Origin of the sequence: Flexivirga sp., assembly GCF_051955415.1 — a bacterium.
Taxonomy (GTDB): domain Bacteria; phylum Actinomycetota; class Actinomycetes; order Actinomycetales; family Dermatophilaceae; genus Flexivirga.
Map to the genome: position 1 here is coordinate 1 of NZ_JBQCGS010000025.1, position 13,399 is coordinate 13,399.

At 69.7% G+C, this 13,399-nt stretch carries 13 protein-coding genes and 2 tRNA genes; 3 read left to right on the forward strand and 12 right to left on the reverse strand.

Translation table 11 applies throughout. The features are described 5' to 3' along the window. Positions 1-87 precede the first annotated feature (87 nt). Positions 88-1,134: an adenosine deaminase gene (locus ACTHL4_RS04385; protein ID WP_440281522.1), complete on the forward strand. Its 1,047-nt coding sequence runs from the start codon at positions 88-90 to the stop codon at positions 1,132-1,134. A gap of 4 nt (positions 1,135-1,138) precedes the next feature. Here the strand turns inward: ACTHL4_RS04385 and ACTHL4_RS04390 are convergent, their stop codons facing one another. The 10 genes from ACTHL4_RS04390 to ACTHL4_RS04435 form a co-directional block, all read right to left on the reverse strand. Beyond that, positions 1,139-1,510 carry a hypothetical protein gene (locus ACTHL4_RS04390; RefSeq protein ID WP_440281523.1) on the reverse strand — a complete coding sequence of 124 codons (372 nt, stop codon included), beginning with the start codon at positions 1,508-1,510 and terminating at the stop codon, positions 1,139-1,141. Between the two features lie 56 nt (positions 1,511-1,566). Continuing rightward, complete coding sequence (locus tag ACTHL4_RS04395; protein ID WP_440281524.1) at positions 1,567-2,655, reverse strand: UDP-N-acetylmuramate dehydrogenase; 1,089 nt, start codon at positions 2,653-2,655, stop codon at positions 1,567-1,569. Continuing rightward, positions 2,655-3,062, reverse strand: coding sequence for a MaoC family dehydratase (locus ACTHL4_RS04400; RefSeq protein ID WP_440281525.1), 408 nt, complete (start codon positions 3,060-3,062; stop codon positions 2,655-2,657). Before ACTHL4_RS04400 ends, ACTHL4_RS04395 begins: the two co-directional genes overlap by 1 nt. Next, the gene (locus ACTHL4_RS04405; RefSeq protein WP_440281526.1) at positions 3,059-3,511 is read right to left on the reverse strand and encodes an FAS1-like dehydratase domain-containing protein; all 453 of its coding nucleotides are present in this window, start codon (positions 3,509-3,511) and stop codon (positions 3,059-3,061) included. Before ACTHL4_RS04405 ends, ACTHL4_RS04400 begins: the two co-directional genes overlap by 4 nt. Before the next feature lie 89 nt (positions 3,512-3,600). Then, positions 3,601-3,771, reverse strand: a complete 171-nt coding sequence (rpmG, locus tag ACTHL4_RS04410; protein ID WP_325550922.1) for a 50S ribosomal protein L33 — start codon at positions 3,769-3,771, stop codon at positions 3,601-3,603. A 42-nt stretch (positions 3,772-3,813) separates the two neighbouring features. Next, positions 3,814-3,890: transfer RNA gene (locus ACTHL4_RS04415), tRNA-Met, on the reverse strand. A 28-nt stretch (positions 3,891-3,918) separates the two neighbouring features. Then, positions 3,919-3,991, reverse strand: a tRNA-Thr gene (locus ACTHL4_RS04420). Between the two features lie 78 nt (positions 3,992-4,069). Continuing rightward, positions 4,070-4,930 (reverse strand): MaoC family dehydratase, encoded by an 861-nt coding sequence (locus tag ACTHL4_RS04425; RefSeq protein ID WP_440281527.1) that lies wholly within the window; start codon positions 4,928-4,930, stop codon positions 4,070-4,072. Between the two features lie 7 nt (positions 4,931-4,937). Next, complete coding sequence (locus tag ACTHL4_RS04430) at positions 4,938-6,305, reverse strand: 3-oxoacyl-ACP reductase (RefSeq protein WP_440281528.1); 1,368 nt, start codon at positions 6,303-6,305, stop codon at positions 4,938-4,940. After that, positions 6,302-7,603 carry an acetyl-CoA C-acetyltransferase gene (locus ACTHL4_RS04435; RefSeq protein WP_440281529.1) on the reverse strand — a complete coding sequence of 434 codons (1,302 nt, stop codon included), beginning with the start codon at positions 7,601-7,603 and terminating at the stop codon, positions 6,302-6,304. Before ACTHL4_RS04435 ends, ACTHL4_RS04430 begins: the two co-directional genes overlap by 4 nt. 82 nt (positions 7,604-7,685) lie before the next feature. On the opposite strand from ACTHL4_RS04435, the gene ACTHL4_RS04440 reads away from it, so the two are divergent. Continuing rightward, positions 7,686-8,408 (forward strand): TetR/AcrR family transcriptional regulator, encoded by a 723-nt coding sequence (locus ACTHL4_RS04440; protein WP_440281530.1) that lies wholly within the window; start codon positions 7,686-7,688, stop codon positions 8,406-8,408. Further along, positions 8,389-10,296, forward strand: a complete 1,908-nt coding sequence (locus tag ACTHL4_RS04445) for an acyl-CoA dehydrogenase family protein (RefSeq protein ID WP_440281531.1) — start codon at positions 8,389-8,391, stop codon at positions 10,294-10,296. Before ACTHL4_RS04440 ends, ACTHL4_RS04445 begins: the two co-directional genes overlap by 20 nt. 24 nt (positions 10,297-10,320) lie before the next feature. On the opposite strand, the gene ACTHL4_RS04450 is transcribed toward ACTHL4_RS04445, so the two are convergent. Continuing rightward, on the reverse strand, positions 10,321-11,583 hold the full coding sequence (locus ACTHL4_RS04450) for a GNAT family N-acetyltransferase (RefSeq protein WP_440281532.1): 1,263 nt from the start codon (positions 11,581-11,583) through the stop codon (positions 10,321-10,323). 86 nt (positions 11,584-11,669) lie between these two features. After that, positions 11,670-13,142, reverse strand: coding sequence for an MFS transporter (locus tag ACTHL4_RS04455; protein WP_440281533.1), 1,473 nt, complete (start codon positions 13,140-13,142; stop codon positions 11,670-11,672). Positions 13,143-13,399: the final 257 nt, after the last annotated feature.

Sequence of the window (13,399 nt, forward strand, 5' to 3'; positions counted from 1 at the left end):
GTCACGAGCGGACCAGAAAATCCGGGCGATTTTCTGGTCCGCTCGTTCGGTGTGTGTCCGCTCGATCGCGTCTACTAGGTTCGGGGCATGCCGGAACCCGTGGGCGCCCGCTCGGTCCTTGCCCTGCCGAAGGCACACCTGCACCTGCACTTCACCGGGTCGCTACGCATCACGACGCTGCGGGAACTGGCGGCCAAGCACGACGTGCGGTTGCCCGAGGCGCTGCTGGCCGACTGGCCGCCCACCCTCTCCGCCCGTGACGAGCGCGGCTGGTTCCGGTTCCAGCGGTTGTATGACGCCGCCCGCGCCTGCGTCAAGGACGAGTCGGACCTGCGCCGGTTGGTGCGCGAAGCGGCCGAGGACGATGTGGCCGAGGGTTCGCGGTGGCTGGAGATCCAGGTCGATCCCACGTCGTATGCCGCCGGGCTGGGCGGCATCACGCCCGCGCTGGAGATCGTGCTCGACGAGGCACGGGCGGCGAGCACCGACCTGCCGATCGGGGTGGGCGTGATCGTGGCCGCCTCCCGGCTCAAGCACCCGATGGACGCTCGCGCGCTGGCCCGGCTCGCCGCACACCACGCCGGCGACCAGCCCGGGCAGGTGGTCGGCTTCGGGCTGTCCAACGACGAACGCCGTGGAACCACCGCCGATTTCGCCGCCGCCTTCGCGATCGCCCGCAGGGCCGGCCTGGCTGCGGTGCCGCACGCGGGCGAGTTGCTCGGCCCCGCCGCGGTCAACGAGACCGTTGCCGCGCTACAACCGGACCGGCTCGGGCACGGAGTGCGGTCCGTCGAGTCGCGGTCGGTGCTCAACCGGGTGGTCGACTCCGGCATCGCCCTGGAGGTCTGTCCGGGCTCCAACGTCGCGCTGGGTGTCTACCGCACGCCGGCGGAGGTGCCGCTGCGCACCCTCGTGGATGCCGGCGCGACGGTCGCACTCGGCGCCGACGACCCGCTGTTGTTCGGCAACCGCCTGGCGGACCAATACCGTTCGGCGCGGACCGACCACGGCTTCACCGACCGTGAGCTCGCCGCGCTCGCGCGCTCGTCGATGGACGCGTCGTTCGCCCCGCCGGACGTCCGCAAGGCGGCATACGAGGACATCGACGCCTGGCTGGCGCACCCGCGCGAATGACGGCTCACCAGCGCAGCCCAGCCTCCTCGAGGGTGGCCTCGACCTCGAGCCGCTCGACCGAGGTCCACTCCCGTGGTGGCAGACCGTCGCGCACCTGCAACGCGGTGCAGCAGGACTCCAGGACGTCGTCGTACGCCAGGGTGGTCGCTCGCAACCGGTGCACGCGTGCGGCGGCCTTGGAGTCGCGCAGCACGTCGAGTTCGGCATACAGGCGGGTGAGGTCGGAGGAGAGCCGGGCGATGTCCCGGGACGCCGGCGCGCGTGGGGTGTGTTTCGGGGTCCGCGGCGCGACCCACCAGCGCACCGCCTTGTCGGCAGCGACCAGCAGCGCCGCGGGTGCCACGCAGGCACCGACGTATTCGACGAGCCGCCACATCGCGACCTCCCAAGTGCCACTTCCATCGTGGCACTCCGGCGGCTGGGATGCGAGGGTCAGAGCTCGTGACCCACGAAGATCGGCTCGTTGACCAGCGTCACGCCGAACGCGGCCCGCACGCCGTCCCGCACATCACGCGCGAGCCCGGCGACGTCGCCCGCCGTCGCGCCGCCGCGGTTGGTGATCGCCAGTGGGTGCTTGCCGGACAGCGCCGCGGGCCCGGGCATGCCGTAGCCCTTGTCGAAGCCTGCGTGCTGGATCAGCCAGGCGGCGCTCGTCTTGACGCCGGTGCCGTCTGTGGGCCACTGCGGTGGGGGCGGCGCGTCGGCGCCGAAGCGCTCGGCCGCGGCCGCCGCGAGGGCGTCGTACGCCGCGGCACTGATGATCGGGTTGGTGAAGAACGACCCGCACGACCACGTGTCGTGGTCGTCGGTGTCGAGCACCATGCCGCGCCGTCGGCGTTGTTCCAGGACCGCGTCGCGCGCGTCGGCCAGCGGCACCCGCTCACCGATCTGAATGCCGAGTCCGTCCGCGAGCGCGGTATAGGCCACCGGCTGCGACAACTCGGTCGGCCGCAGCGCGAAGAGCACGTCCAGCACGACATACCGCCCGCCGCCGCGGAACGACGACCCCTTGAACAGTGAATGGCGGTAGGCGAACTCGCAGTCCGCGTTGGCGAACGAGCGCACCTGCTGCTCCTGCCGGTCCCAGGTGCGCACCGACGCGATGGTCTGCGCGACCTCCTGACCGTAGGCTCCGACGTTCTGCACCGGGGTCGCACCGGTGAGCCCGGGTATGCCGGACAGCGCCTCGATGCCGGACCAGCCCTCGTCGCAGCACCGTTCGACGAGGTCGTCCCACTCCTCCCCGGCGGCGACCCGCACGTGCACTCCCCCGCAGGCGTCGTCCGACTCCACCTCGATGCCCGCGTTGGCGATCCGCAGCACGGTGCCCGGGAAGCCCTCGTCCGCGATCACCATGTTGGATCCACCGGACAGCACCAGCAGCGGTTCGTCGGCGTCGTCCACCTCGCGCACCAGGTCGACGATCTCGTCGGTCGTCTCCGCGACGACGAGCCGGGCGGCCGGACCGCCGACCCGCATGGTGGTGAGCGGTGCCAGCTCGACGTCGTTCGCCTCGCGCATCAGGCGGGCTTCAGCGCGACGGTCGCCCGCGCGCGCACAAGCACCTTCTGCCCACCGGACGTGGCGGTCAGGTCGATCGTGGCGGTGTCGCCGTCGACGGACTTGACCGTCGCGCCGACCTCGATGTCCGCTCCCCCGTCGTGCGGCACCGGCACCGGCGCGCTGAACCGCACGCTGTATGACGTCACCCGTCCGGCGTCGCCGAGCCAGTCGACGACCGGCTGGATCGCGGCACCCATGGTCCACATGCCGTGCGCGATCACGTCGGGCAGGCCGACGGACTTGGCGAACTGCTCGTCCCAGTGGATGGTGTTGAAGTCGCCGCTGGCTCCGGCATACCGGACCAGCGTGGCCCGATCGACATGGATGGTGCGCGACGGAATCTCGGAGCCTGCTTCGATGCTCATGCCTCGCCGTCCCCTCGGATCACGACGACCGAGGTCGCGGTCGTCACCAGCTCACCGTCCACGGTGGTGATCTCGGTGCCCATCGTGACCATCGAGTGCCCACCGGCCTGGCGGACCTTCTCGATCGTCGTGGTCGCCTGCACCTCGTCGCCGGCGGCCAGGGGCCGGTGGTGCTCGAATGCCTGCTCGCCGTGCACCAGCCGGCTGAAGTCGATGCCGGCCTCCGGGTCGGCCATCACGTTGGCGTCACCCTGCTGGGAGATCATCACCGCCATCGTCGGCGGCGCGATCACGTCGGCGTAACCCCGTGACCGGGCGACGTCGGGGTCGAAGTGCGCCTCGTCGGTCGCACCCACCGCCCTGGCGAACTCGGCGATCTTCGCGCGTGACACGACATACGGCGCGGACGGCGGATAGCTCCGCCCGGCCACCTCAGGGTTCACAGCCATGGCGTCAGACTACTGGTCGTCATACACGCGAAAACGCCCCGGGACCGTTGCCGGTCCGGGGCGCTCGTGGAGCGTATGGCGAGCTGCGGTCAGCGGGTCTCGCGATGCACGGTGTGCTTCTTGTCACGCGGGCAGTACTTCTTGAATTCCACGCGATCGGGGTTGTTGCGACGGTTCTTCTTCGTCACGTAGTTGCGCTCTTTGCACTCGGTGCACGCCAAGGTGATCTTGGGGCGAATGTCTGCGCTCTTGCTGGCCACGGCAACCTGCTCTCGGAGTTTCTGTCTTCGGTGCGTCTGTCTTGGTAGCGGGGGCGGGGCTCGATCCCGCGACCTCACGATTATGAGTCGTGCGCTCTAACCAGCTGAGCTACCCCGCCTCGACGGATGGATGGCGATCCATCTCAGAGCCCCCAAACGGAATCGAACCGTTGACCTTCTCCTTACCATGGAGACGCTCTGCCGACTGAGCTATAGGGGCCTGCTGCAACCCGAGCGCGACGATGTTGTCGCCCTGCCCGGGCAGCGCAGCGAAAAGGCTACCTCAAAGCCTCTTCGATCACGAAATCGGCGAAACCTCCCCGCGGACCAGGACGGTCGCCTTGCGGTTGTCGCGCACCGCGAGCTGCCAGGACCCGGTGGTCTCGCGCGCCACCAGGCGCACCGTGCCCGGGATCAGCACCGGCTTGCGGAACGACATCTTCGCGACATACGAGGCAGGCAGGCGGTTCTCGATCGCGGCGAGCATCGCCGCCTGGCTCCACATGCCGTGCACGATCGTGGTCGGGAAGCCCATCGCCTTGGCGGTGACCGCATGCAGGTGGATCGGGTTGACGTCACCACTGACGGCGGCGAACCGGCGGCCGAGGTCGCCGGACAGCCGCCAGATCATGCCCGCGCCGTCCGGCGCCTCAACGTCCGGCGTGCGGTCGGGGACGTCGCCCTCGACCCGCTGGCCGCGATAGAGGTATGTCGCCAAGCCCTCCCACACCAGTTCGTCGCCGACGTGCGCCCGTGACATCACGTCGACCTGCACGCCGCTGCGGTGGGGCCGGGCGTTGGTGGCCCACGTCGACAGGTCGAGGGGTTCCCCGAGCAGCACGGGACGGTGGGCGGTGAGGGTGTTGTCCAGGTGCACACTGCCCATCAACGGGTAGGGATAGCTCTTGTCCGCGAACAGCGTGACCTGCAACGGGAAGACCAGGTTGTGCAGGTAGGTCGCCGGCAGCTGGTCCCGCAGGGGGAAGCCGCACACGTGGTCGTAGTCCGCGAGCGCCGCCGGATCGACCTGCACCCCGCGTCGGACCACCTGCAGGTCGGGCAGCCCGCTCTTGCCGTGGTGCGTCCTGGAGGTCGCGACGGCGCGCGCGAAGATCTTCGGCAGGCTCGGGGGGCCTTGCAGTTCCACGACTTTCGTCATACCGAACTCACGCACCCAGTTGGCTCTGGCCGCACACCCGCAGCACCTGACCGGTCACACCGGACGAGCCCGGCTCGGCGAAGAACGCGATCGCCTCGCCGACGTCGACCGGCCGGCCACCCTGCAGCAGCGAGTTGAGCCGGCGCCCGACCTCGCGAGTCGCGAACGGGATCTTGGCCGTCATCTCGGTCTCGATGAAGCCCGGTGCCACCGCGTTGACGGTGATCTCCCGGTCGGCGAGGTTCTGCGACAGTTGCCGCACCATGCCGATGACACCGGCCTTGGAGGCCGCGTAGTTGGACTGGCCGCGGTTGCCGCCGATGCCGCTGATCGAGGCGACCGCGATGATGCGGCCGCCCTCGGCCAGACCGCCCTTGACGGACGGGTCGAGCAGCGTCTTGTTGATGCGGAACTGCGAGCGCAGGTTGACGTCGAGCACACTGCCCCAACGGCTTTCGTCGGTGTTGACGAAGAGCTTGTCGCGGGTGATGCCGGCGTTGTGCACCATGACGTGCAGCGTGTCGCCCTTGCGCGCCACTGCCTCGGCGATCCGCTCGCCCGCGTCGGCGGCGGTGACGTCGAGCTGCAGCGCGGTCGCGCCGAGCGTGTTCGCGACCTTGCTCAGCGACTCGCCGGCCGCCGGGATATCGACGAGGATGAGCTCCGCGCCGGCGCGGGCGAAGACCTTGGCGATCTCCGCGCCGATGCCGCGGGCGGCACCGGTGACGACGGCGATGCGGCCGGTCATCGGGTGCCGCCAATCGGCCGTGTCCGGCACCTCGGCAGCCCGCACTCGGACCGGTTGGCCCGAGACGTATGCCGATCGGGCCGACAGGAAGAACCGCAACGGTGCGGCGAGGACGGAGGAGTCGCCCTGTGCGTCCTGGTCGACCCACAGCAGGTTGGCGGTGCTGCCCCGGCGCATCTCCTTGCCGATCGACCGGGTGATGCCTTCCAGTGCCTGCTGGGTGGCGGCCGCCTCGGCGTCCGCCAGCTGCGCCGGCGTCGTACCGATCACGACCAGCCGGGCGGACGGACCGAGCTTCTTGACGGCCGGCGCGACGGTGGCGCGCAGCTGGTCCAGCTGGTCGAGGGTGCGGGCGGCTGTGGCATCGAAGACGATCGCGCCCAGCTTGCTGTCGAATGTCGCCTCGGGCGACGCCTGCACGACCTGGCCACCGGAGGCCCTGACGATGCCGGTGGCCGAGGCGGCGACCGGTGCGTCGCCGATGCCGCCGACGGCGGCGGGGCCGGCGAGCAGGTCCTGCCCTTCTTCATAACGGCGCAGGATCTCCGGTCGCGGCAGGCCGAACTGGCCGGCCACCTTCTTGCCGAAGGCGTTCTTGTTGACGAGGTTCGAGTAGGTGTCGGTCACTGTGCTGCCTCCAGGATTGCGACGACGCCGTTGCCGCCCGCGGCGCAGATGGAGATGAGTGCCCGGCCAGAGCCCTTCTGCGCCAACATCTTCGCGGTCGACGCGACGATCCGGCCGCCCGTGGCGGCGAAGGGATGACCTGCGGCGAGCGAGGATCCGTTGACGTTGAGCTTGCTCCGGTCGATCGCTCCGAGCGGTTCGTCCAGTCCGAGCTTCTGCTTGCAGAACTCCGGGCTCTCCAGCGCGGCCAGATGACACAGCACGGTCGAGGCGAAGGCCTCGTGGAACTCGTAGAAGTCGAAGTCCTGCAGCGACAATCCGTTGCGCTGCAGCATGCGGGCGATGGCGTAGGGCGGAGCCATCAACAGACCCTCGTCGCCGGTCACGTAGTCGACGGCGGCGGTCTCGGCGTCGACGAACCGGGCGAGCGGCGTGATGCGGTGTTCGTCCGCCCACTCCTTCGAGCCGAGCAGCACCACCGAGGCTCCGTCGGTCAGCGGCGTCGAGTTGCCGGCGGTCATCGTGGCGTCCTCGCCCTTGCCGAAGACCGGCTTCAGCTCGGCCAGCTTCTCGGGCGTGCTGTCGGGACGCAGGTTGTTGTCCTTGGTCACCCCGAGGTAGGGCGTCACCAGGTCGTCGAAGAAGCCGCGATCGTATGCCGCGGCGAGATTCCGATGGCTACGTGCCGCCAACTCGTCCTGCGCCTCCCGGGTGATGCCCCATTCCTTGGTGGTGATCGCCTGGTGCTCGCCCATCGACAGACCGGTGCGGGGCTCGCCGTTGGTCGGCTGGTCCGGTGCGAGCTGTCCCGGCCGGATCTTGGTCAGCGCGGAGATCCGTTGCTGCGGTGTCTTGGCGTAGTTGACCTTCATCAGCGTCCGCCGCAATGAATCATTCACTGCGAGAGGGGCGTCCGAGGTCGTGTCGGTGCCGCCGGCGACGCCGGAGTCGATCTGGCCGAGCGCGATCTTGTTGGCGACCAGGATTGCGGCCTCCAGGCCGGTGCCGCACGCCTGCTGCACGTCATACGCCGGCGTCGTGGGCGACAGATGGGACCCGAGCACCGACTCGCGGGTCAGGTTGAAGTCGCGCGAGTGCTTCAGCACTGCTCCTGCCGCCACCTCGCCCAGCCGTTCGCCGGCCAGCCCGTAGCGCGAGACCAGACCGTCCAGAGCCGAGGTGAGCATGTCCTGGTTGGACGCCTTGAGGTATTTGCCGCCGGACCGCACGAACGGGATGCGGTTGCCGCCGAGGACGTAGACGTCACGGACGCTGCGCTCGTTCGTTGCAGAGCTCATCGAAGAAACTCCCACTGTTCAAGGGACATATTTACCGATACCGAGAGTAGCAGGTACAGCAGGTTTCGGATACTCTTGAGGCATGACCACCCGCCATCCCCCACGCGTCGACGGCCGCGACGCCCGCTGGGCCGAGCATCGCGAGCAGCGCCGGCGAGAGTTGACCGATGCCGCCTTGCGTGCAATCCGCAGTCACGGCGCCACGGTGGGCATGGACGAGATCGCCGCCGAGGCCGGCACCAGCAAGACGGTGATCTACCGGCATTTCGGTGATCGCCTCGGTCTCTACCTGGCGGTCTGCGCGAGCGTGGACAGCAACGTGCTGGGCGACCTGCAACAGGCACTGACGCACGCCGGGGAGGGTGCGGGCGGTGCGCCGCTGGCCGGCGACGCGCGTGCGACGATCGAAGCGGTCATCGACAGCTATTTCGTGCAGGTGGAACGGGATCCGGAGGTCTACCGCTTCGTGGTCCGTCGACCCGCTCTCAACGTCGCACCCGAGGACGACCCGGTCATCGGGATCAGCGACACCATCGCCGGCGTGCTGCAGCCGATCTTCGCCGAGGCGCTGCGCGATGCCGGCCGACCGACCGACGCCGCCCGCATCTGGGCGCACGGACTGATCGGATTCGTCCGGGAGTCGGCCGACCGCTGGCTGGCCGACCCCGACCGGCCGCCACGCGGCGTCGTGGTCCGACATCTGGCGGAATTCGCGTCCGATGGCCTCACCGGGGCCCTCGGCCTCACCTCCGACTCGACCCGTCCTCGACCCGAAGGAGCACGACATGACCGACCGGACCGCTGACCAACTGCGCGATGTCCTCGACGGCCGCTGGATCGAGTTGCGCCGGAAGGCGCGGACCGAGCTGCCGGCCGAGCTGATGCTCGCACCGGCCGGGCTCACGACCGAGGAGCATCGCGCGCACACCACCGACGCGTTGCGCAAGATCGCCGACCTCGGGTTCGGCCGGGTCGGCTTCCCCGCCGAGTTCGGCGGCGAGCTGGACTACGCCGCCTCGTGTGTCCTGTTCGAGATGCAAGCCTTCGGCGACCTGTCCCTGCTGGTGAAGACGGGTGTGCAGTTCGGGCTCTTCGGCGGTGCCGTCGCGCGGCTGGGCACGCGTCGCCATCACGCGGCATACCTGGAGGACATCATGACCGGGCGGTTGCTCGGATCCTTCGCGATGACCGAGGTCGGCCACGGGAGCAACGTCCAAGCCCTGGAAACGACTGCCACGTATGACGATTCGACCCGAGAAATCATCATTGACACACCGACCGAGAGCGGTGTGAAGACCTACATCGGCAACGCCGCGCGTGACGCTCGCCTGGCCGTCGTCTTCGCGCAACTGGTCACTGGGGCCGGCCGGCACGGCGTACATGCAGTGCTGGTGCCCGTGCGCGACGACACCGGGAAACCGTTGCCCGGCGTGACGATCGGCGACAACGGGGCCAAGGGCGGACTGCCCGGTGTCGACAACGGCACCTTCGCCTTCGACAAGGTCCGCGTGCCGAAGGACAATCTGCTGGGCGCTTTCGGCGACATCGACGACGACGGGGCTTACGTCTCCGACATCGACAATCCCAACCGCCGCTTCTTCACCATGCTCGGCACGCTGGTGCGCGGACGGGTGTGCGTGGGCGGCGGTTCCGGTGCGGCGGCGAAGAAGGCCCTGGCCATCGCGCTGCGCTACGGAACGACGCGGCGGCAGTTCGCGGCGGCGGAGGACCAGGACGAGATCGTCGTGCTGGATTACCTCGCCCACCAACGCAAACTGCTCCCGCGGCTGGCCAAGTCGATCGCCCTCAGCTTCGCGCAGAACGCCGTCACGGAGCGCCTGCAGGAGCTGCAGGGCGGCCCGGCACACGCCGAGCGCGACGTGGAGGGCCAGCGCGAGCTGGAGTCGCGGGTCGCCGGCCTGAAGGCGGTCACCACCTGGCATGCACTGGACACGATCCAGGCCTGCCGAGAAGCATGCGGCGGGGCGGGATACATGGCAGAGAACCAGCTGACCCAGATGCGCGCGGACGTCGACGTGTTCACCACCTTCGAGGGTGACAACACCGTGCTGCTGCAGCTCGCGGCCAAGGGTCTGCTCACCGACTACCAGGCGATGTGGGGCGACCTGGACGTGCCGGGCATGGTCGGCAAGGTCGCCGGCCAGGTGGGCGAGCGCATCGTCGAGCGCACCGCCGGCCGCGCCGGGATCCAGCGGCTCGTCGACGCCGCGACGGGGCGCGATGACGACTCGGCGACCGACAGCCTGGGCTGGGCGGCGTCGATGTTCGAGCAACGGGCCGACCACGTCCTGGAGACGCTGGGCAGCCGCTTGCGGAAAGCGACCAAGGACAATGCTTTCGAGCTGTTCAACAATGCACAGGACCATGTCCTGCTGGCGGCACGCACGCACATCGACCGGTGCGTCCTGGAGTCGGCAGTTGAGGCGCTGGACGGTATGCCGGACGGCGCGGCGAAGTCTCTGCTGGAGCGGACGCTGATCCTTTACGCCCTCTCGTCCATCGAGCAGGACAAGGCGTGGTTCCTCGAGCACGGCCGGATCACCACCGCACGCAGCCGCGCCGTCACCGCCTCGGTCAACGACCTGTGCCAGGAACTGCGCGGCCAGGTGTCGACGCTGGTGGACGCGCTCGGTGTGCCCGAGGAGTTGATCACCGCACCGATCGTGCGCTGACGGAGGTCGTCGCCTTCGACGCGATCAGAAGCCGACGGCGGCGGCCGCGGCCAGCGGCATCCGTAGGGCGGCGTCGAGGTCCCGGGCCGCCCCGGCGCGGTGCTCGTCCAGCAGCCCGGCGACCCGCGCGGCCTCGAGACTGCGCGAACCCAGGTAAGCGCTCGCCAGCAGTTGCGTGGCGAGCAGCAGATCGGGACTGCCATCGGTGCGCGCGAGGCGGCCGGCGCCCTCCTCGTCGACGGTGAACCGCCATCGGCCCTGATTCCAGGCACAGGAGGCGTCCTCGATCTCGAGCACGAGGTCGACCGGGGCGGCATACCCACGCCGCGCCATGGCGAGCGGCAGGTCGACGAGCCGGATCCACAGGCTGTCCCAGACGGGACCGCGCAGGCTGCGGTCTCCACCTGCCCACGCGAAGACGGAGTCATCGACTCCACGGCCGTTGAGGACGACCGAGGAGGTGAGGTCGAGGTCCACCAGGCGCCGCAGCAGCGCGAGCTCGGTCGCGGGGTCACCGACCAGTTCGCCGACCTCCACGGTGCCGTCGGGTCGTCCGTCCTCCCACTTCTGTTGGCGACGGAACCGGGCATAGCCGACATCGCTGCCGTCACGTGTCGCGAACAGGATCCGTTGTGGTTCCTTGTCACGCAGCGTCTGTGGCGTATCGCGGCCGAACATCGCGTAGGCCTCGACCTCCCGGACGACCGAGCCGAGCGTGCGGGCACCGGCGTGCAGTGCGGCGGCCCGCATGCGGTCCGGGACGCCCGGCCCGCCCGCTGCCACCAGACGGGTCTGAAGTGCCGACGCGTCCGGCTCGAGGCCCGGGGCGGTGAGGGTCGCACGCCTGGTCAGAGTCACCCGGGTCTCCAGCGACGCAACTCCGTAGCCGTGCCTGCCATAGATTGCCGGCTCGCTCGCGTGGAGCACCGACAATCCGGACCAGTCACCACCACGCACTCGCTCGAAGTGGTCGCGCAGCATCGCGGTGAGGACCCCTCGGCGACGTTCGTCTGGGTGCACGCCGACGAAGGTGAGTCCGCTCGCCGGCAGTTGCTGCAGCGCCTGCCTTCGTCCCGGCACGGTGAGGGTCAGCGGGTAGACACCGTAAACGCCCGCGTAGTAGGACGGGTCGCCGTCCGCGACCTCGGCGGCGAACCGTTGGTCCTCCGGTATGCCGGACAGGGTCCGTTCCGGGGACTCGCGCGACGGCTCGGCGAACCACACGAGTTCGTCGGTGTCGAGGAACCGCCGGGCGTCGCGAGCCGGGCCGACGTGTACATCTGCCATGCCACCCATGAAGCCGTACTCGCGGACCCGCCGCAACCGGATTACCCGGCGCACGGTCGAACGGACCGGCCGACCGGTCACCGGGCTCAGTTCTCTTCGACCGTGTGGGAGTCGGTCAGGCTGAGCGCGCCGATCGTCGCGATGGCGCCCACGATGCCGGCAAGCACCAGGTAGGTGATGCGTTCGCCGTGGAAGAAGGACTGCACCAGGCCCGCACTCCAGGTGCCCGCGGGCAACGTCGCAGTGACCAGCGCGGCGATCAGCGTGCCGACGACGGCAGTGCCCACGCTCGTGCCGACCTCCTGGGCGGTGTCGTTCAGCGCGGTGCCCATCGACGTGCGGTTGGCCGGCATGGCATCCACCAGTGCGACGGCGCAGATCGTCATCACGGTGCGCAGGCCCACGGTCATGATCACCATCGAGACCGCGATGGCGAGGTAGCCGTGCTCGACGCCCCACGCCATACCGACGAGCGAGCCGCCGAGACACACCGCGCCGACCAGGCAGGCGATGCGGTGACCGAAGCTCTTGCCCAGCCACTCCGACAACGGTGTGGCGACCAGCATCGTCGCGATCATCGGCAGGTTCGCCAGGCCGGCACGGACCGGGCTCCAGCCGTAGGCGTACTGGAAGTGCAGGATCAGGCCGAACATCACCGCAGCCATCGCGATGGCCGTGCCGACCTGCGCCAAGATCGCGCCGCGGACGGTGCCGTCGGAGAGCACCGACAGGTCCAGCATGGGTGTCCTGCTGGTCCGCTCGCGCCATACCCAGGCGATGCCTGCAGCGACGGCGCCACCGACGGACGCGAGAGTGACGGCCGACAACCAGCCGTGCTGCACGCCACTGGTCAGCGAGTAGCACGCGAGCCCGATCATGGTGATGCTGAGCGCCGCACCCGGCAGGTCGAGCCGGTCGCTGGTCAGGCCGCCTCGGTCGTCCGGCGCCACGCCGCGCCATACACCGGCGGCGGCGATGAGCGCGATCGGAGCGTTCACGACGAGCAGCCACTCCCAGCGGATGTGCGCCAGGGCGGTGCCGCCGAGCAGCGGGCCGAGGATGAAGCCAGACATGCCGACGACGATCATCACCGTCATCGCACGCATGCGCAGCGCCTTGTCGTCGAAGAGGCGGAAGACCAGCGAGTTGGTGATCGGCGCCATCGCGGCGGCCGCAACCCCGAGGGCAGCCCGCATCGCGATCAACTGGCCGGTCGAGTCGACGAGGACGACGGTCAGACTGATCAGCCCGAAGAGGGCGAGACCCACCAGCAGGACGCGTCTGCGCCCGAACCGGTCGGCCACCGAGCCGGCGGTGAGCAGCAGGCCGCCGAACGTCAGCGAGTAGGCGCCGGTGACCCACTGCAGTGCGGTGGTGCCGCTGCCGAGGTCGCGGCCGATCGTCGGCAACGCGATGGACAGCAGCGTGTTGTCGACCATCTCGACGAAGAAGGCCAGGCAGAGGGCGGCCAGCGGGATCCAGGCGGCCCGGATGGACGCATAGGTCCGCGGCCCCGGTGGTTCGGTCGTCGTGGGCTCGGTGAGGGTGGAGTTGGTCATGGCGGCCTCCTGCGGCTCGCGTGGGGATCGGTATGCCGAGGAAGCTAGGGAGCAGGAGTTTCACCACGGTTTCGCCGCCCCTTCAGCCGGGCGTCTCGTGGTTTCAGCGGGTGCCGAACCGATGTCCGGGCGCCCTGTCGCGGCTGGCGGGTCCGGTCCGGCGACAAGCGAAGCGGGGGGGGGCGCGGGGGGGGGGGGGGCCCCCCCCCCCGAGGCCCGGCGGGGCTGAGAGCCCCCCCCCGGCGGCGCGCCGCGAC

What these genes read in the sequence shown, in the direction of transcription:
- ACTHL4_RS04385 (WP_440281522.1), top strand. Translation starts at nt 88, where the DNA reads ATGCCGGAACCCGTGGGCGCCCGCTCGGTCCTTGCCCTGCCGAAGGCA.
- ACTHL4_RS04390 (WP_440281523.1), bottom strand. Translation starts at nt 1,510, where the DNA reads ATGTGGCGGCTCGTCGAATACGTCGGTGCCTGCGTGGCACCCGCGGCG.
- ACTHL4_RS04395 (WP_440281524.1), bottom strand. Translation starts at nt 2,655, where the DNA reads ATGCGCGAGGCGAACGACGTCGAGCTGGCACCGCTCACCACCATGCGG.
- ACTHL4_RS04400 (WP_440281525.1), bottom strand. Translation starts at nt 3,062, where the DNA reads ATGAGCATCGAAGCAGGCTCCGAGATTCCGTCGCGCACCATCCATGTC.
- ACTHL4_RS04405 (WP_440281526.1), bottom strand. Translation starts at nt 3,511, where the DNA reads ATGGCTGTGAACCCTGAGGTGGCCGGGCGGAGCTATCCGCCGTCCGCG.
- ACTHL4_RS04425 (WP_440281527.1), bottom strand. Translation starts at nt 4,930, where the DNA reads ATGACGAAAGTCGTGGAACTGCAAGGCCCCCCGAGCCTGCCGAAGATC.
- ACTHL4_RS04435 (WP_440281529.1), bottom strand. Translation starts at nt 7,603, where the DNA reads ATGAGCTCTGCAACGAACGAGCGCAGCGTCCGTGACGTCTACGTCCTC.
- ACTHL4_RS04440 (WP_440281530.1), top strand. Translation starts at nt 7,686, where the DNA reads ATGACCACCCGCCATCCCCCACGCGTCGACGGCCGCGACGCCCGCTGG.
- ACTHL4_RS04445 (WP_440281531.1), top strand. Translation starts at nt 8,389, where the DNA reads ATGACCGACCGGACCGCTGACCAACTGCGCGATGTCCTCGACGGCCGC.
- ACTHL4_RS04450 (WP_440281532.1), bottom strand. Translation starts at nt 11,583, where the DNA reads ATGGCAGATGTACACGTCGGCCCGGCTCGCGACGCCCGGCGGTTCCTC.
- ACTHL4_RS04455 (WP_440281533.1), bottom strand. Translation starts at nt 13,142, where the DNA reads ATGACCAACTCCACCCTCACCGAGCCCACGACGACCGAACCACCGGGG.